The sequence below is a fragment of the Nocardia sp. NPDC056611 genome (assembly GCF_042792755.1).
Taxonomy (GTDB): domain Bacteria; phylum Actinomycetota; class Actinomycetes; order Mycobacteriales; family Mycobacteriaceae; genus Nocardia.
In genome coordinates, this window is the sequence record NZ_JBHTVV010000010.1 from 20,737 (window position 1) to 38,680 (window position 17,944).

Below are 17,944 nucleotides of genomic sequence, written 5' to 3' on the forward strand. Positions count from 1 at the left end.
AGAAGATGGGAACCGGCCATGACCACCGTTTTTCTCGTGGACGACCACGAGATCGTCCGCCGGGGGCTCGTCGATTTGCTCGAGAGCGACCCCGACATCACCGTCGTCGGCGAGGCCTCCGACACCGCCCAGGCCCTGGCCCGGATTCCCGCGCTCAACCCCGATGTCGCGGTGCTCGACGTGCGGCTGCCCGACGGCAACGGCATCGAGCTGTGCCGCGATCTGCTCTCCCGGCTGGACGGGTTGCGCTGCCTGATCCTCACCTCGTTCACCGACGAGCAGGCCATGATGGACGCCATCCTGGCCGGGGCCAGCGGGTATGTCGTCAAGGACATCAAGGGCATGGAACTGGCCAAGGCCATCAAGGAGATCGGGGCCGGCCGCTCACTGCTGGACAATCGCGCCGCCGCCGCCCTCATGGACCGGCTGCGCCGCAGCACGCAGACCGACGGCCCGCTCGCCGGGCTCACCGAACAGGAACGCAAGCTCCTCGACCTGCTCGGCGAGGGCCTGACCAACCGCCAGATCGCCGAGCGCATGTTCCTCGCCGAGAAGACCGTCAAGAACTACGTCTCCCGGCTGCTCGCCAAGCTCGGTATGGAACGCCGCACCCAGGCCGCCGTCTACGCCTCCAAGCTGCGCGGCGACCACCCCCATCCGGTCTAGATCGACATCGCGCCCGAACGCCGCGCCCGCTGATCGGGGCGCGGCGTTCGTCGTCGTGGTGAGTGCGGCCGCGTTCGCGAAAGCCGACCCCCGGCGCCGGAGCGATTACATAGCGAAGGCGATCGGAAGGGCGTCTCCGGCAGCGCGGGTCCGATCACCGTCTCCCGTGACTGCAGGTGTCACGTCGCGGCGGAGATTCGATTCGACCGGTGTACAGCGCAATCCGGCGTGCGGCCCACCCACGCCTCGCTCCTGGAACCACCCCTGGCCCCGGGGATCGACCTGCCAATCATGCGGGGCACTGCGCGGTAGCCGCAGCGGCGGCAAGTCCTCAGCTACAGGGTCTTTGGTCCTCGACCCGCCGCGCCGATCACCGATCACGGAGTCGCGCAGCACGTTTCGCCGCCGGAACCCACGCCGCGCCGGGGACTTCCGCACAGCCGGGACAGGCATTCGGTCCCTAGAGCCCGACAGCGACGAGACCGATGTCGACGGGGACGAGGACAGCGAATGGGAGATCGACGACCCCTTCGCGTGAGCCGGCCGTGACGCGGCTATCCCGCCTTCTTCGCCACGAGCCGCACCCCGGTCACCAGCGTCGGCTCGATGGCGACGATGGAATCCATCATCCCGTCCACCCACGGCTGCAGCATCTCCTCGTAGCGGGCGACGCGTTCGGGATCGGTCACCGGTCGGGCGATGCCCGTCACCACCACGGACCAACCGAGCTGTTCGACGGGATCGATGTCGTCGGCTTCGTAGGCCACGACGACATTCTCGTCCGCGCGCACCGTCGAGGTGAGCCGCGAAGTGAGCCGGGTCCGCACGATGACGATCTCGCCATCGTCGACCAGGTGATTCACCGGCCGCACGGCGGGCAGCGCGTCCCGGGTGAAGATCACCCGTCCGAACGGCACGCTCGCCAGCAGCCGCAGCGCCTCGTCCCGCCCCATGGCCACGGTCGCGCGGGGACCGAACGAACGCTCGGCGTGCCCGTTCACGCGAAAGCCCCGGACAACCGGCACGCCCGCGGGCCGGATACCTCCGGCCACAAGCGCTGGACCGATCGAGCCTCGTACGCGCGCATGAACTGACAACCCTTCCTCACGTCCCCTTGGCACGGTGCGCTCCCCCGGATCAATGTCATCACCGATACCCGTCGGCCCCACAGGGCCGAAGGTCCCATCTCGGGCGTCCTTCCGGCACCGGGCGCCGCCTACCGAGCGCCGAGTCCGTTCGGCAGGACCGCTCCGCGGAAGCCAGCGAACCGCCGCGTACCCATAGATCACCGGCTGCGGGTCCAAAGGCAGTCCGTCCGAGGGACTGTGGCCCTGTGGTGCGCCGCATTCGTGCGGTGCACTTCAGAGGAACACGATCCGGCGGGAAGGGAGCATTCCGGTGCCCGATTCACGAGGCCGGCATCGGTGGGAGCGGTACACCGGTGTCGCGAGCGCGTTGCTGCTGGCCGGCACCATCGTGCCGCTGCTGGCGGGTGTGATCGCCCGGGTGGCCGGCGCGATCACGGTCGCGGAATGGTGGTAGGCCGCGGGCACGGTGGTCGCCATCGTGCCCGCGCTGTGGTGGGTTGTCTCGGCACTGCGGCGCGGGCGGGCGGGCGTCGATCTCATCGCGGTGCTGTCGCTGGCCGGCACCCTGTGGGTGCATGAATACCTCGCCGGGGCATTGATCGCGGTCATGCTCAGCGGCGGGCACGCACTCGACGCGGCGGCCGAACGCCGGGCGACGCGGGATCTGCGAGCGCTGCTCGAACGGGCCCCGCGATCGGCGCGGCGCCGGCGCGGAGCGGTGGTGCGGGTCGTCGACCTCGACGAGATCGCCGCGGGTGACATCCTGGTCATCGCCGCCGGAGAGGTGGTGCCGACCGACGGCAGGATCCTGGATTCGGTTGCGGTGCTGGACGAATCGGCCTTGACGGGGGAACCGTTGCAGGTCGAACGGGCCGCCGGGGAACCGGTCCGCAGCGGCGTGCTCAACGCCGGTGCGGTATTCGAGATGCGGGCCACGGCGACCGCCGAGGAGAGCACCTACGCCGGCATCGTACGACTGGCCCGGGAGGCGGGGGCCGACACCGCGCCCACCGTCCGTCTGGCCGACCGCTACGCCGCGTGGTTCCTTCCCCTGACCTTGGCCGTCGCCGCGGCGGCCTACTGGTTCAGTGGTTCGCCCACCCGCGCGGTGGCGGTACTGGTGGTCGCCACGCCCTGTCCGTTGTTGCTGGCCGCGCCGGTCGCGATCGTGTCGGGACTGTCCCGCGCCTCCCGCGTCGGCGTCGTCGTCCGCGGCGGTGGAGCGTTGGAGAACCTCGGCCGCGCCACCACTCTGGTGATGGACAAGACCGGAACCGTCACCGCCGGGCGGCCCGTCGTCACGGAGGTGGCCGCCGCCCCCGGCACCGATCCGACGTGGCTGCTGCGGCTGGCCGCCCGACTCGAGGTCGCCACCGAGGTTTCCGAACGGGCGGGCCACGGTGTGAGCGGCATGGTCGACGGCCGCCGCGTGCAGGTCGGCAAGCTGCCCGACACCGCGGCCGTTCCGGATTGGGGCCGGCCGGTCATGAATCGCGCACGACTCGATTCCGCCGCGATCGCCTGGATCACCGTCGACGACGACCCGCTCGGGGCCGTGCTGCTGCGGGACCCGTTGCGGCGCCACGCGCCCCGCACGCTGCGGCGGCTGCGTGAGGCGGGACTGAACCGGCTCGTCATGCTGACCGGTGATCGCCCCGAACCCGCGCGGGAGGTCGCCACCGTGCTGGGCCTGGACGAGGTGTACGCGAACCAGAGTCCGGCCGACAAGGTCGAGGCGGTCCGGCGGGAGAGCGACCGGCACGTGACCGTGATGGTCGGCGACGGGATCAACGACGCCCCGGCCCTGGCCGCCGCCACGGTCGGCGTGGCCATGGGCGCGCGCGGATCCACCGCGTCGTCGGAGGCCGCCGACATCGTCCTCACCACCGACCGGCTGGACCGGCTCGCCGATGCCATGGACATCGCGCGCCGCTCGCGGCGCATCGCGGTGCAGAGCGCGACCGTCGGGATGGGACTGTCATTGCTGGCCATGGTCGTCGCGGCCGGCGGATGGCTGCCGCCCGCGGCGGGCGCGCTGCTCCAGGAGGCGATCGACGTCGCCGTGATCCTGAACGCGTTGCGGGCCCTGCGCCCCGGCCCCGCGAGCGGGCGCGCCGTGCCGGTCGACACCGATGAACTGCTACGGCATTTCGCCGCCGAACACGACACCCTGCGCGACACGCTCGCCACATTGCGGGCGGTGGCCGACCGGATCGCGGACCGCCCCGACGCCGAAGCGCTGAAGGCGCTCGAAGCCGCGCACCGCTTCCTGGTCGAGGATCTGCTGCCGCACGAGCGAGCCGAGGAGACGAAGCTCTACCCCGCGCTGGCCGGGCCGCTCGGCGGATCCGAGGCGACGGCGACCATGAGCCGGGCGCACGCCGAGATTCAGCGATTGACCACGAGAATCGGCACGCACCTCGAATTGGCGCGGGCGCGTGATGGTTTCGATCCCGACCAGATCGACGATCTGCTCGCGTGCCTCTACGGGCTGCACGCCGTGCTGCGCCTGCACTTCCTGCAGGAGGAGGAGAACTACTTCGTCCTCGCCGCCGACGAACGGCTGTGACGGTGGCGCCGTGCCCGGGACGCTCGACACGGTCAGGTCATCGACTTGTTCCCGCCCCGCCGGGACCTTCTCCTCTGGAACCCCGACCGGCCTGTGCGCAGGCTGGTGATACGGCAATCGAAGGAGGCGTGCGATGGAATACCGGGTCACCGTGTGCGAGACAGCGCCGCAGGCGGTCCTGCGCATCCCGTTGGAGGTCCGGCCAGACCTGTTGAGCGAGGGCATCGTCAGCGGGATGGACCGGCTGAGCGAGGTCGCCGGGAAGGCGGGACTGACCGCGAACGGTGCGCCGACGATCACCTTCCATCGGGAGCTGCCCGCCGAGGACGCCATCGTCGTCGACTTCGGGCTTCCGATCGAAGCGGCCCCCGCGCTCGGACCGAGTTCCGGGGCGGAATTGGTGATCCAGTCGCCGATCCTGGTGGCCCGCACCAGCCATCGCGGCGGCTACGGCGATATCGACGCTGCCTACCGCGCCCTGCGGGAGTGGCTGCGGCAGGCCGGTTATCGTCCGGTCGGACCGCCGACCGAGGCGTACCTCGTGGGGCCGGACGAGGTGAGCGATCCCCGGCTGCTGATCACCGAGATCCGGATCCCGGTGGCGCCCGCCCCGGCCATCGCGGTACACCTGGCCACCGCCTTCTCCGACGCGGTGGATCGAACCCGAACAGCGTTGCGAGAGCGTGGATTCGGCGTCGTCACCGAATTCGACGTGCAGGCGTCGCTGCGGGAGCGGACCGGTGAGCACATCGAGGAGTATCTGATCCTCGGCGTCTGCAATCCCCAGCTCGCGGGTCTGGCCTTGGCGACCGATCGGGAGGCCGGGCTGCTGATGCCCTGCACCGTGGTGATCCGCGCCGAGGACACCGGCGTTCTGGTCGAGGCCGTCGATCCGACCCTCCTGGTCCAGGTCCTGGCCCGGCCCGAGTTGGCGTCCTCGGCCGAAGAGATGCGCCGCATGCTCGCCGGAGCGCTGTCGGGACTGGATCAGCCCGCCGCCGCGGCGGGCTGACGGCGATGCCGGGGACCATGGTCCCGACCGACGCGGGTACGAGTCCTCTCACCGAATCTCGCCCGCGCGAGCACGCTCGACACATGGCAAACACAGCCCCCGCATCACCGTCGATGAAGCAGGCGCGGCAGTCCGCACCGCTGCGGCGGCTGCTGCTCGGCGCGGACTTCAGCGATATTCTCACCGCGGCAGGCATTTTCGAGGTCCAAGAGGCCCAGCCGTGACCGTTCGCCACGCGCCCCTGTTCGTCATCGCACTCCCCTTCGTGATCACCGGCCTCGAACTGGCCGGCGCGTCACCGACGGTGCTGATGTGCGCGCTGTTCACCCTCTCCGTCCCGATCCTGCTCTTGCCGCTACTGCCGGGGTCGAACAACACCCGGAGTCGTCGTGGGTGACTATGTCGCCACTGTCGAGGAACCGCGACCGACCGACGCCGGCCGTGCGGGCGGCAAGGGCGGCGATCTCGGAGAACTGGTCGCGGCGAAACTACCTGTGCCACCGGGCTTCGTGGTGCTGTCGGCTACGTACCGGGAAGTGGTCCAAGCGGGTCCGCGCGGGACCGAGCACGCGCTGTCCATGCGTTCCGTGCGGTGATCGAGTCTCGACCGTCGATGCACGGAACACGCGGCGCCCCGAACTAGAATCGGCACCGACCTAGAATCGGGGCAGGCCGTAACGGACAAATCGTGCGCGGATCCCTCACGTACAGGAAGACGATATGACCGTTGAGCCCCCGGACGGCTCCTACTCGGTGCGCGATACCCTCTCCCAGCTCCGGCTGCGGGAACTACTGGTGGAGGTCAAGGACCGCGTCGAGTTGATCATCGATGCCCGCGACCGCATGGACGGTCTGGTCGAGGCCATGCTCGCGGTCACCTCGGGGCTCGATCTCGACCAAACCCTGCGCACCATCGTGCACACCGCCATCAGCCTCGTCGACGCCCGCTACGGGGCCCTGGGCGTGCGCGGGCAGGACCAGCACGGACAGGATCCGCTCGAGCAGTTCATCTACGAGGGCATCGACGAGGCGACCCGCGCCGAGATCGGCGAACTGCCCGAGGGCCGCGGCGTGCTCGGGCTGCTGATCACCCAGCCCAAGACGATCCGGCTGGACAACATCGCCGATCATCCGTCGTCGGTGGGCTTTCCGGCCAACCACCCGGCGATGCGCACCTTCCTCGGCGTACCGGTCCGGATCCGCGACGAGGTCTTCGGCAATCTGTATCTGACCGAGAAGGCCGGCGGACAACCGTTCACCGAGGACGACGAGGTGATCGTGCAGGCGCTCGCCGCGGCCGCGGGCACCGCCATCGACAACGCGCGGTTGTACCAATCCAGTCGCAGCCGGCAGGCCTGGATCGAGGCGACGCGCGATATCGCCACCGAATTCCTGGCCGGAACCGATCCAGAGGAAGTCCTCGCGCACGTCGTCGTGCACGCGCGCACCCTGACCGAATCGGCCTGGGCGTTTCTGGCGGTCGACGACGAACCCGACAGCGACCCCGACGCGGTGGCGGGGCTGCGGATCAGCCATTGTTCCGGGCCGGACGGCAAGACCCACAGCGGATTCGCCCGGACGTCGGGGACCGCGGTCGGGCGGGCGTTCCGCCAGGGCCTGCCCCACTGCCCGGACGTCGGCGAGGATATCGGCCTCGACACCGAACTCGACGCCGGCCCGTCGCTGGTCCTGCCGCTCAACGCGCAGGACTCGACCTTCGGCGTGCTGGTCATGGTCCGCCCGGTCGGCGCGCCGCCGTTCTCGGACGAATTGCAGGGGCTGGCAGCGGCATTCACCGGTCAGGCCGCCCTGGCCATCCAGCTGTCGGAAGCGCAGCAGCGGATGCGCGAACTCGACGTGCTCACCGATCGCGACCGCATCGCCCGGGATCTGCACGATCATGTCATCCAGCGACTGTTCGCGGCCGGGCTGAGCCTGCAGGGCACCGTGGCCCGCGCCCGGTCCGCCGAGATCCGGGAACGGATCTCCGACGTCATCAACGATCTCCAGGATGTGGTGCAGGAGATCCGCACCTCCATCTTCGACCTGCACGGCGGCGCCGAGGGCAGCACCCGGCTGCGGCAGCGGATCGAGGACGTCATCCGCAAGCACACCGCCGACACCGGACTGCGCACCTCGTTGCGCATCTCCGGACCGCTGTCGGTGGTGGCGGCCGAACTGGCCGATCACGCCGAAGCCGTTGTGCGCGAGGCGGTCTCCAACGCGGTCCGGCACGCGCACGCCGAGACGGTCGCGGTGACCATCGACGTCTCCGACGATCTCACCGTGCTGATCGCCGACGACGGCCGCGGTATTCCCGCCGACATCACCCCCAGCGGTCTGCAGAACCTGGCCCGCCGTGCCGAACAGCTGGGCGGCACGTTCTCCTTCGGCAGCAACCCCGACGGCGCGGGGACGCTGCTGCGCTGGGCCGTGCCGTTGCCGTGACCGGACACGACGGCGGGTGCGCCGCCGACCCCGCACAGGGTTGGCGGCGCGTCCGCTCCGGCCGGATCACTCGCCGCGCACGACGATGATCGGGCAGTCCACCGCATGCAGCAGAGCATTGCTGGTGGAGCCCAGCAGCATGCCGAGGAAACCGCCGCGGCCGTGGCTGCCGACGACCACCAGCTGCGCGTGCTCGGCCTCGTCCACCAGTGACCGAACCGGCCTGTCCTTCACCAGGATTCGCCGGACCGGGACATCGGGGTAGCGCTCGGCGTATCCGGCCATCTCCTCGGCGAAGGTCGCGTGCTCCTGCTCCTGGAGTGTCTCCCAGCCCGCCATCGGCATGTAGGGTCCGCTGACATCGCTCCAGGCGTGCACGGCGGTCAGGCCGGTCTTGCGCAGCGACGCCTCCTGGAACGCGAGCTCGAGCGCGGCGACACTGTTCGCGGTTCCGTCCACGCCGACCAGCACCGGCTGGCGGGCCGAGATCGGGTCCGCCGCCGCGGTCGAATGGATCACCGCGACCGGGCAGTGCGCGTGGTGGGTCACCGCGGTGGTGACCGAGCCGAGCAGTCCGCGCCGCAGCGCTCCGAGCCCGCGGCTGCCGAGCACCACCATGCGGGCGTGCCGCGAGAGCGCGATCAGATGCGTGATGATCGGCTCGGTCGTGACCTCCGACGACATCGGAACGCCTTCGCCGGGCAGCGTCTCCGACGCGATCCGGGTCGCCTCGCCGACTACCCGCTCGCCTTCGGATTCCAGCCACGCCATGTCCTCGGCACTGAGCGCCACGGTCGGCGACGGCCCGACCGGCGCACAGATCGAGGTGACGATCCGTAACGGGCAACCGTGCCGCGCGGCGTCGAGCGCCGCCCACGCCACGGCCTGGTACGAGACGGCCGATCCGTCCACCGCGACAACGATCGTGGGATTCGGATCCGCCTGCGGGACAGTGTTATCGGTCATGATGATCTCTCCTGTTTCCTTGTCCGGTCGCGGGTGCTCAGCTCTCGCCGGACGAGATCGCGGGCTCGAGCGGCCGCACCACGTCGTGCAGCGGCAGCCGGGGTGTGGCCGGTACCGGAACGGCGCTGGTCGCCGCCCAGCCCATGCGAATGATCAGTTGCGGATACCCGAAATCACCCAGCAGATCGTGGCGGATCCTCGACCGCACTCCGGTGATCTCGAGCGGTTCACTCAGCACGCAGGTGGCCAGTCCGCGCACCGTGGCTTCGAGCAGCACCGCGCCGGCCGCCTCGCCGGCGCCCAGCCAGGCGTTCAGGTCGTCGGCGGCGGTGCACACCAGCAGCATGCGGGCCTCCTCGTCGGTGTCACGAACCACCGCCTCGGGCAGGCGCGGGTCGCCGAACGGCCGCACAGTGGGGTCCGAGGACGCGACCGCGTTGCGCGCGGGAACGCCTTGCGGGTCGGCGTGATGCCCACTCCACCGCGCCAGTTCGGCGCTGTAGGCCGGATCACCGCGGTGCGCGGTCGCCGCGTCGACGAAGGCGCGCAGCAGGCGGGCGTGCTCACCGTCCGCGTCGACTTCGCGGACCTGGACTCCGGATGCCTCCGCACCAGCGGCGGCGATCGCCGACACCTGCGCCGACGGCACCTCCCACGAGGTGAAGCGGCGGCGGTCGCTGCGTCGCTGCGCGATCGCGCGGGCCGCCCGGACCGCCGCCTCGTCGACGGAGCCCGGCCGCAACTCCACCGACGCGAGGTGCCGCGGTTCCGCGGGGTTCGGGAACCGGTGCACAACCGGCTCCCAGCCGAACGCGCGCAACGCGACCCGCAGATGGTGCAGTGCCGCACCACAACTCACGACGAGCTCACGACTGTCGGGATCGGTGTAGGGCAGGCGCCGGCTGTCGTCGGCGTACAGGTGCACCGTGGTGTCCCCGACCCGCCACAGCCACGGCTGGGTGTTGTGCACCGACGGCGCCCGCACCGCCAGCGCCAGGGCGGCGCGGACGGTATCAGGATCGGGGTGTCTCGACATCACTTGTCCTTCCTCGGAATTCGCGTGCTGTTGGCTTCAGCATGGCCCGATCGCGGGCCGCCGGTGACGGCCGAAAGTCACCGTCCCGCGGGTTCTTCGGCCTGGTTTCGCGAGGGCTGACGGACCACCACGACCGGGCACGGCGCGGTGTGCAGCAGCGCGGTGCTCACCGAGCCCAGCAGTATGCCTGTGATCCCGCTGCGGCCGTGGCTGCCGACCACCACCAGCTGGGCCGACTCGGCATGGTGGAGCAATACCCGCGCGGGCGTGTCCCACGCGAGGACTCGGTGCACGGTCACCTCCGGGTAGCGCGCGGCGTACCCGGCCAGCGCCGCTCCCAGCAGCACGTCCTCGGTCCGGTGGATCGACTCCCAGCCCAGCACGGGCGCGTCGAAGCCGGTGGTGTCGTTCCACGCGTGCACCGCGATCAGATCGACCTTGCGCCGCGACGCCTCGGCGAAGCCGAACTCGATGGCCGGTTCACTGTTCGGCGAGCCGTCGACGCCGACCACCACCGGCTTCGGCACCGATTCCGGCTCGGTTTCCGAAACGCCGTGCACGATGGCCGCCGGGCAGTGCGACTGCCGCGCCACCACGGAGCTCACCGACCCCAGCACCGCCCGCCGGACCGCGCCGAGACCCCGATTACCGACTACCAGCACTTGTGCCCGGCGCGAACGCTCGAGCAGGGCCGTGGTGACGTCGTCGAAGATGAGTTCGGTGCTGATGTGCAGGCTTTCGCCCGGCACGGTGTGCCGGGCGATCCGCGCGGCGTCTGCCAGTACCCGCTGCCCCTGGACGCGCAGGTCCCGCAGGTCGCCGGGTTCCAGCTCCATCGCCCCGGGCACGATCGGGTTCGCGTACGACGTGACGATATGCAGCCGGCACCCCCGCATATCCGCTTCGCCGGCGGCCCAGGCCACCGCCTGATACGAGATCTCGGACCCATCGGTGCCGACCACGACTCCCAGGTCGTCGTCACCGGCGGGTTCGAAAGTCGTTGTGGGGTGGGCGTTGTCTGCCATGGCGTCTCCTGGATCGGCGGTGCACCGAGCATCCCGCCCGCACCGGATCGGCCACAGAGAACAACGTCACACTCCGGCGGGACGTCCTCCCCCACCGCCCGGGGACCCGGCGGCCACCCGGGCCTCGCGCAGGTTCGCGGCCACTTCGGCCTCCCACACCTCATTGGCCCGGGAGGTGTCGACCTCGAATTCGAAACGCTGCCGCGATCTCGGGTCGACGGCGGCGACATCGGTGTAGAACTGCTCGTACCAGCGGCGCAGCTGGTAGATCGGGCCGTCCTCGTCGCACAGCAGCGGATTCTCGATCTTGGTCTTGTGCTTCCAGATCTCCACGTCCTGCAGGAAGCCCGCCTCGATACCCTCGGTCATCTTGGCGGCCAGGCGGTCGGCGGCGTCATCGGACAAACCGTGGGGCTTCTCGAGGGTGATGCCGTACTGCAGGACGAACGCGTCCTGACCGACCGGGTAGTGGCAGTTGACCAGGACACTGCTCACTTCGAACCCGCCGTAGTTGTTGAGCAGTGTGTTGATCATGTACGACGGCCCGAAGTAGGACGCCTGCGAGGTCAGCAGGGTGTCGCCGCCGTACTTGGCGCCGGTCGCCACATCCGGGCGTCCCTTGGTCTGCAGGTACTGCGTGGCGATCTCGCCCTCGAAGACGTTCTTGAAGAAGGTCGGGAAGGCGTAGTGGATGTAGAAGAAGTGCGCCATGTCCACGATGTTGTCGATGATCTCGCGGCAGTGGGAGCCCTCGATGAGGATCGAGCGCCAGGTCCATGGCGTCCACCCGGGATTCATGGTGTCGAGGTTGCCGCCCGCGGCGTCGATGTACGCGCCGGGGGCATAGGGGATCGTCACCCCCGGCGCGGGCGGATTGCCTTCATGGTCGTGCCACACGAACAGCTGACCGTTGCGTTCCAGGGTGAGCCACGAGCGCGTCCGGGCCAAGGGCGGCACCCGCCGCGCATAGGGGATGTCCTTGCATTTGCCGTCACCGCCCCAACTCCAGTCGTGGAACGGGCACGCGATGTTGTCGCCCTTGATCTTTCCCGTCGCGAGGTCTCCGCCGAGATGGCGGCAGTAGGCGTCGAGCACCTGCAATTCGCCCGTGCTGTCGGCCCAGACGACGAGCTTGGTCCCGAACGCCTCGACCGGATGCGGTCGAGGGTCACGGAAGGAATCGGCGAGGCCGAGGCAGTGCCATCCCCGGGCATACCGGCTGGGCGCGGAGCCCACGTCGATGTCGCGGACCTTGCCTCCGTAGCCCTGGGGGTTCGCCACCATCACACACTCCTCGCAATTAGAACATGTTTCAGAACAGCGTCAGCTTCGGGCATGATCAACCGCAGCGACAATGGCCAAAAGTCCCTACTATTCGGTCATTTGCTCCACTAGCCCTTGCCGCAGCGGTGCTCGATATTGACGAGAACGTGTTCTACAAATGGCGGTCGGACAGCCGCCCGCCCGACAGTCAGGAGCATTCCGCGAGATGACCCAGGACATCATCGACCGCGTCGCAGCGGTCCTTCCGGCACTACGCGAACGAGTCCAGGAAACCGAGCGGCTGCGCCGGATCCCGGACCAGTCCATCAAGGATCTCCAGGAGACCGGGTTCTTCACCCTGCTCCAGCCCCGCCGGTGGGGCGGTCTGGCGGCGGACCCGGTCATCTTCTACGACTCCGTCCGCACGATCGCGAGCGCCTGCGGTTCCACCGGCTGGGTGGCCGGCATCCTCGGCATCCACAACTGGCATCTGGCGCTGTTCGATCAGCAAGCGCAGCAGGATGTCTGGGGCGAGAACACCGATGCCCGCGTCGCGTCCTCCTACGCGCCCCTGGGCGCGGGCACGAAGGTCGCGGGCGGCTATCTGGTGACCGGGGCGTGGGCGTGGTCGTCCGGCTGTGACCACGCCGACTGGGTGTTCGTCGGCGGCCCGGTCCTCGACAACGGCAAGACCGTCGACTTCGGCTCGTTCCTCATCTCTCGCGACGACTACCGCGTCGAGGATGTCTGGCATGTGGTCGGACTGCGCGGCACCGGATCCAATACCGTGGTCGTCGAGCGGGTCTTCGTCCCCGAACACCGCTTCCTGAGCTTCCGGACCATGGGCGAGCTGAAATCGCCCGGCCTGGAGGTCAATCCGGACCCGGTGTACCGGATGCCCTGGGGCACCATCCATCCCACCACCATCTCCACCCCCATCGTCGGCATGGCCTACGGCGCCTACGCCGCGCACGTCGAGCATCAGGGCACGCGCGTGCGCGCGGCGTTCGCCGGCGAACAGGCCAAGGACGATCCGTTCGCCAAGGTGCGCGTCGCCGAGGCCGCCAGCGATATCGACGCCGCCTGGCGGCAACTGTCCGGGCACGTGGCCGAGGAATACGCGCACCTCGTCGCGGGCCGCGATATCCCGTTCGCGCTGCGGGCGGCCGCCCGTCGCGACCAGGTGCGGGCCACCGGACGGGCCATCGCGTCCATCGACCGGCTGTTCGAAGCGGCGGGGGCGACGGCGCTGGCCGAAGACACCGCGCTGCAGCGGTTCTGGCGTGACGCGCACGCCGGGCGGGTCCACGCGGCCAATGACGCCGAGCGCGTCTACGTCATGTACGGCAATCACGCTTTCGGGCTGCCGCCGGGCGACACGATGGTGTAGCCCGGCGGCGTTTCGCGGTCAGACCCGGGCCGCCTCCCGCGCGAGTGCGCGGTCGCGGTGTTCCTCGAAACGCGGAATCTGGTTCTTCGCGAGGTTCTCGAGGAATCCCGCGAGGCGTTCCCGGGCCTGTTCGCCGCGCGGCCCGAAATCGTCGCGGCCGAAGATGTTCCACTGCCGCATGACCGGCTCCAGCACTTCCTCGAGGTGCTGGCGCAGATCGTAGATCCCGTGCTTGGCCATGAGCACGCCGTGCCGCCGGAAGTTCGGCATCCCGGCGCCGGGCATCCGGAAGTTCTCCACGATCAGGTCGATGGCCTCCATCGCCTGATCGGGAACCAGATCCAGGGCGGCGCCGCACAGGGTGCGGTAGAAGATCATGTGCAGGTTCTCGTCCAGGGCGACGCGCTGCAGCATCCGATCGGCGATCGGGTCGTCGCATACCGCGGCGGTATTGCGGTGGCTGATCCGGGTCGCCAACTCCTGGAACGACACGTACGCAACCGAATACAGGAATCCCGCCTGCCCCTGCGCGGTGAGCTGATCGACGGGCGGGGCGAAGCCGTTCGTCATGTGCGCCATCCGGTCGTTCTCGAGCGCGACCGGATCGGCGCCACGAGTCACGACGAGATAGTCACGCAGCACGATGCTGTGCCGGGCTTCCTCGGCGGTCCATCGCCCGACCCACGAGCCCCAGGCGCCGTCCCGCGAGAAGTTCTCCGCGATTTCCCGGTGATACGAAGGCAGATTGTCCTCGGTGAGCAGATTGGTGATCAGCGCCGCCTTCGCCACCTCGGACAGCTGCGATTGCTCAGGCTCCCAATCGGTTCCGCCCAGTGACGCGAAGTTCCGGCCTTCGTCCCACGGGATGTAGTCGTGCGGATGCCAGTCCTTGGCCATCGACAGATGCCGGTTCAGCGCCGCCGCGGCATCGGATTCGAGTTCGGTCAGGATCTCCAGCTGAGTCAGATCTCGCGCCAAGGGATTGTCCGCCTTTCATTTCCGGAAACAGGAATGGGAGAGGGTGAAACATGGCCGCCTACCCCGCATGCGCCTGCGCGGCAGACACGCATCGGGGTGACAACCGATAGGGGAAGCGAACTGTGAGCCTTCGGGCTCGCGATTACCCGCCGTCAGCGGTGACGAGACCCAGATCGCCGTCGTAGCGGCGGTACAGCAGCCGCCCACGACCGGTGGCCGGATCGACGAAGAACAGGAACGGCCATCCGCTCTCGCAAACCCGCTGCACCGCAGCGATTTCGGTGAGCGTGGGGGCCGGTCGGGGGTTCACGACGAACGGCCTGGCCACATCGCCGTCCACCCGCGGCGGATGGACACTGCGTTGACGCGTGAGCCGGAGCCCCGAGGGACCAGCCCGGTAGACGACGGCGTCCTCGCCGGTCTCGATGTCGGTGAACACGTGGGCGTCGTAGTCCATCCGGTCCATCATCATGGCCGCGTGCGACGGCGAGAGGGTCTGCAGCGAAGCGGATTTGCGGCGCGCGATGACTCCCGGTCCAGGCGCGTCCAACGGTCGATGGTCAGGGTCGGGCCAGGTGCGCGGCCGCCATGCCGTGCGCAGAGCCAGAATCCGGCGTTCCAGCCGCACGACCACCGGCAGGGCGTCTCCCGCGCCATGGGTCAGCGTCTGAACCCGCACCGGGATTCCGTCGACCGACAGGTTCACCTGGGCCAGATAGGGGCCGATATCGCAGTTCGGCCCGGTGATCCGCAGCCGCGCACCGTCTTCCGCCCGCATCCGCCGCAACTGCCGGCCCACCGCCCCGGCGTACCGCTCGCCTTCGAGCACCGGCACCCGGCCTCGGGCGACGACGACCACGTCCGGAAACGCCATCGAGGTCCACGCCTCGGACGCCCGCAGCATCGCACCACCTCCACGTTCTCGGCACACCGGACACATCACGTTCATGCCGAGAGTGCCGGTCCGCGCACAGCGCCGAGAAGGGCCGAAGGTCACCGATACGCGGACTTTCCGCATGGCCTTCACGGCGTCGGCCAGGGAGCTTGCGTGGATCGGGTCGAGCTACTCCGGCGGGGCGGTGCGGGTGCGGCCGTCGTCGGTGCGGTAGCCGAGGGCGTAGCTCGGGCAGCGATCGATCACTTCGACGATGTCGTCGACCGAGGCCGCGGACGGGTCGATCCAGGGGCGGCGGTCGCGGTCGAAGACCGAGGGGAGGCCGTGGACGCACTCCTGGGCGTGGCGGCAGCGGCCCGGCTCCCAGGTGATGGTGACGCTGGGGGCGGAGTACGCGGGCACAAAAAAGCCCGCGCGGTGATGCGCGGGCTTCCTCGTGGTCGACGACTTAGATGGCGCGGACCTGCTGGGCCTGCGGGCCCTTCTGGCCTTCGCCGATTTCGAACTCGACGCGCTGACCCTCATCGAGCGACTTGAACCCGGAGCCGGTAATCGCGGAGTAGTGGACGAAGACATCGGCGCCGCCACCGTCCTGGGCGATGAAGCCGAATCCCTTTTCGCCGTTAAACCACTTCACAGTGCCTTGCGTCATTACTGAATGCGTTCTTTCTGTAGCGAGCCGGGCGATCAGTTCGACAACCCGTTCTCAGCCTTAAAGAATGCCACCTTTCGGAAATAATCTCTAACAATCGTGCCTGAGCACACACTCAGGCCAGTGCGGTATGCATCTCCCAGATCAGCACCTCGGCAGGCTCGAGTGCGGTCACAATGTGCCCGCCACCTGCGGATATGCGCACCGCATCGCCCTGCGACAGCCCGCCGGAGCCCTCGAAATCCACCGATCCGCGGGCCACGAAGACATGGCCGTACGGCGCGTCGGGGACCTGGATGGCGTGGCCGGGGTCGAGCCTCGCCACATGGAAGGCGGCTCCACTGTTGCCGATCGCGATGGCCGTCCGATCGCGGTCCCGGCGCATCCCGGACGCGACGGTGACCAGACTGTTACCGGTCAACCGGTCGGCGATATCCAATTCCTGATAGCCGGGGGTCAGCCCGGGCTCGTCGGGCGGCACCCACATCTGCACGACATGCAGCCGCTCCCGCTCCCGATAGCCCGCGCCATTGCGTTCCGAATGCATGATTCCGGCGCCCGCGCTCATCCGCTGCGCCATACCGGGATGGATCACACCGGAATTGCCCGCCGAATCCTGGTGCACGACAGTGCCTTCCAGCACCCAGGTCACGATCTCCATATCCCGGTGCTGATGGGTGTCGAACCCCTCACCGGGATCGACGATGTCCTCGTTGTGGATCATGAGCAGGCCGTGCGCGTTCGCCGCCAGATCGAAATTTCCGGTCGCGGGAAACGACTGCCGGGAGTCGAGCCACTCGCTGCGCCACCGCCACCGATCCGCGGCCGGGACCACCCGGACCTCCGATTCACGCACCGCCATCGCTCGCCTCCACCAGCCGATCCCTCCCGCCTCTGTAAGCCGGGCGGGCGGCCGGGCATTCCCGGCCGAGCCACGCCTCACACCGCACCGAGACGGTGATCGGCGGCGTGGCCCGGCGCGGGTGTGGCCGCTCAGGCCGGATCGGCTCGCAGTGAGGCCAGGATGTCGGCGGATCGTTCGACGAACAGCAGGTGACCGGCATCGGGCACGAGGTGCAGGCGGGCCCGTGGGAGGGCCGCGGCCAGGCTGGTGGCGTCGGCGGCGGGGACATTGCCGTCGGCTTCGCCGTGCCAGACCTGGACGGGGGCGGTCACCTCGGTCAGGTCGAAGCCCCAGTCGCGGGTGAAGACCAGGCGGATGTCGGCGGCGAAACCGCGGCTGCCCTGTTCGAAGCTGCGGCGGAGGTTGGTGTCGAGTTTGGCGGAGAGCTCCGGGTCGGCTTCGACGCGGTCGCGGTCGACGGGGGCCATCTGTGAGACCAGGCCCGCGACGCCATTGCGGCGGCGGATGACCACCGACATCTCGAGGGCCATGGGGTGGACCAGGAACGGGACGCGGCGCAGGACGTTCAAGCCCTTGCGCCGGCGGAGCGCCACCGGGTCGAGATCCGCGGCGGCGGGCTGTTCGCCGGGCGGGGCGGGGGCGGACACGAGGGCCACGCCGGTGACGCGATCGGGCAGGCGGGCCGCGACGGCGAGGGCGAAGGGGCCGCCACCGCTCACGCCGATCACGCCGAAACGGCTCAGGCCCAGCCGGTCCGCCAGGGCGGCCACGGTAGCCGCCCAGTCGGCGACCTGCTCCCCCGCCGGTAGCGACGATTCCGCCATGCCGGGGCGGTCGACCGCGATGACGCGGACCCCGGCGGCGGCTCCGGCTTCGTCGAAAGCCTCACCCTCGACATGCGTTCCGGGGACGCCGTGGCAGTACAGCACCGGTATCCCATCCCCCGCACCGTACTCGGCGTAACTCACCCGGCAGTGCGGCAAAGCGATCGTTCGCGACACGGCAGCACTCACGCGTGCCAGCCTAGGCGAAACCGGCCCCCAACAGGTCAAACAACGTTGTTCCACACGGGGGCAGGGCAATTCGGGTCG

General features: G+C 69.4%; 18 protein-coding genes and 1 pseudogene. 8 read left to right on the top strand and 11 right to left on the bottom strand.

The window, feature by feature from the left end; genetic code table 11:
* Positions 1–18 precede the first annotated feature (18 nt).
* Complete coding sequence (locus tag ACFRAQ_RS33835; RefSeq protein WP_379107027.1) at positions 19–666, top strand: response regulator; 648 nt, start codon at positions 19–21, stop codon at positions 664–666.
* 554 nt (positions 667–1,220) lie between these two features.
* Here the strand turns inward: ACFRAQ_RS33835 and ACFRAQ_RS33840 are convergent.
* Positions 1,221–1,619 carry a pyridoxamine 5'-phosphate oxidase family protein gene (locus ACFRAQ_RS33840; RefSeq protein WP_379107220.1) on the bottom strand — a complete coding sequence of 133 codons (399 nt, stop codon included), beginning with the start codon at positions 1,617–1,619 and terminating at the stop codon, positions 1,221–1,223.
* A gap of 445 nt (positions 1,620–2,064) precedes the next feature.
* Here ACFRAQ_RS33840 and ACFRAQ_RS33845 point away from each other — a divergent pair.
* The 6 genes and pseudogenes from ACFRAQ_RS33845 to ACFRAQ_RS33870 all read left to right on the top strand — a co-directional run bounded on the left by ACFRAQ_RS33845 (position 2,065) and on the right by ACFRAQ_RS33870 (position 7,783).
* A pseudogene (locus tag ACFRAQ_RS33845) lies at positions 2,065–4,323 on the top strand (heavy metal translocating P-type ATPase).
* A gap of 133 nt (positions 4,324–4,456) precedes the next feature.
* A complete protein-coding gene (locus ACFRAQ_RS33850; protein ID WP_379107029.1) occupies positions 4,457–5,335 on the top strand; it encodes a DUF302 domain-containing protein in 879 nt (292 codons plus the stop codon).
* A gap of 83 nt (positions 5,336–5,418) precedes the next feature.
* Positions 5,419–5,559: a hypothetical protein gene (locus ACFRAQ_RS33855; RefSeq protein ID WP_379107031.1), complete on the top strand. Its 141-nt coding sequence runs from the start codon at positions 5,419–5,421 to the stop codon at positions 5,557–5,559.
* Positions 5,556–5,732 (top strand): hypothetical protein, encoded by a 177-nt coding sequence (locus tag ACFRAQ_RS33860; RefSeq protein WP_379107033.1) that lies wholly within the window; start codon positions 5,556–5,558, stop codon positions 5,730–5,732. Before ACFRAQ_RS33855 ends, ACFRAQ_RS33860 begins: the two co-directional genes overlap by 4 nt.
* Positions 5,725–5,931, top strand: a complete 207-nt coding sequence (locus tag ACFRAQ_RS33865) for a PEP/pyruvate-binding domain-containing protein (RefSeq protein WP_379107035.1) — start codon at positions 5,725–5,727, stop codon at positions 5,929–5,931. Before ACFRAQ_RS33860 ends, ACFRAQ_RS33865 begins: the two co-directional genes overlap by 8 nt.
* 124 nt (positions 5,932–6,055) lie before the next feature.
* Entirely contained in the window at positions 6,056–7,783 is a 1,728-nt protein-coding gene (locus ACFRAQ_RS33870; RefSeq protein WP_379107037.1) for a GAF domain-containing sensor histidine kinase, read from the top strand.
* 66 nt (positions 7,784–7,849) lie between these two features.
* On the opposite strand, the gene ACFRAQ_RS33875 is transcribed toward ACFRAQ_RS33870, so the two are convergent.
* The 4 genes from ACFRAQ_RS33875 to ACFRAQ_RS33890 form a co-directional block, all read right to left on the bottom strand.
* Positions 7,850–8,749, bottom strand: a complete 900-nt coding sequence (locus tag ACFRAQ_RS33875; RefSeq protein ID WP_379107040.1) for a universal stress protein — start codon at positions 8,747–8,749, stop codon at positions 7,850–7,852.
* A gap of 37 nt (positions 8,750–8,786) precedes the next feature.
* On the bottom strand, positions 8,787–9,785 hold the full coding sequence (locus ACFRAQ_RS33880; protein WP_379107042.1) for an Acg family FMN-binding oxidoreductase: 999 nt from the start codon (positions 9,783–9,785) through the stop codon (positions 8,787–8,789).
* A 77-nt stretch (positions 9,786–9,862) separates the two neighbouring features.
* Entirely contained in the window at positions 9,863–10,810 is a 948-nt protein-coding gene (locus ACFRAQ_RS33885; protein ID WP_379107044.1) for a universal stress protein, read from the bottom strand.
* A gap of 66 nt (positions 10,811–10,876) precedes the next feature.
* Positions 10,877–12,094, bottom strand: a complete 1,218-nt coding sequence (locus tag ACFRAQ_RS33890) for a Rieske 2Fe-2S domain-containing protein (protein ID WP_379107046.1) — start codon at positions 12,092–12,094, stop codon at positions 10,877–10,879.
* A 205-nt stretch (positions 12,095–12,299) separates the two neighbouring features.
* Here ACFRAQ_RS33890 and hsaA point away from each other — a divergent pair, with 205 nt between their 5' ends.
* Positions 12,300–13,463 (top strand): 3-hydroxy-9,10-secoandrosta-1,3,5(10)-triene-9,17-dione monooxygenase oxygenase subunit, encoded by a 1,164-nt coding sequence (hsaA, locus tag ACFRAQ_RS33895; protein ID WP_379107048.1) that lies wholly within the window; start codon positions 12,300–12,302, stop codon positions 13,461–13,463.
* An 18-nt stretch (positions 13,464–13,481) separates the two neighbouring features.
* Here the strand turns inward: hsaA and ACFRAQ_RS33900 are convergent, their stop codons facing one another.
* From ACFRAQ_RS33900 to ACFRAQ_RS33925, 6 genes are all read right to left on the bottom strand, one after another.
* A complete protein-coding gene (locus tag ACFRAQ_RS33900; protein ID WP_379107050.1) occupies positions 13,482–14,441 on the bottom strand; it encodes an acyl-ACP desaturase in 960 nt (319 codons plus the stop codon).
* Between the two features lie 142 nt (positions 14,442–14,583).
* Positions 14,584–15,345 (bottom strand): sigma 54 modulation/S30EA ribosomal C-terminal domain-containing protein, encoded by a 762-nt coding sequence (locus tag ACFRAQ_RS33905; RefSeq protein WP_379107052.1) that lies wholly within the window; start codon positions 15,343–15,345, stop codon positions 14,584–14,586.
* A gap of 159 nt (positions 15,346–15,504) precedes the next feature.
* Positions 15,505–15,738 (bottom strand): (4Fe-4S)-binding protein, encoded by a 234-nt coding sequence (locus ACFRAQ_RS33910; RefSeq protein WP_379107054.1) that lies wholly within the window; start codon positions 15,736–15,738, stop codon positions 15,505–15,507.
* A 46-nt stretch (positions 15,739–15,784) separates the two neighbouring features.
* Positions 15,785–15,988: a cold-shock protein gene (locus ACFRAQ_RS33915; RefSeq protein ID WP_357085479.1), complete on the bottom strand. Its 204-nt coding sequence runs from the start codon at positions 15,986–15,988 to the stop codon at positions 15,785–15,787.
* Between the two features lie 115 nt (positions 15,989–16,103).
* A complete protein-coding gene (locus tag ACFRAQ_RS33920; RefSeq protein ID WP_379107057.1) occupies positions 16,104–16,850 on the bottom strand; it encodes a pirin family protein in 747 nt (248 codons plus the stop codon).
* A 131-nt stretch (positions 16,851–16,981) separates the two neighbouring features.
* Positions 16,982–17,866, bottom strand: coding sequence for an alpha/beta fold hydrolase (locus ACFRAQ_RS33925; RefSeq protein WP_379107059.1), 885 nt, complete (start codon positions 17,864–17,866; stop codon positions 16,982–16,984).
* Positions 17,867–17,944: the final 78 nt, after the last annotated feature.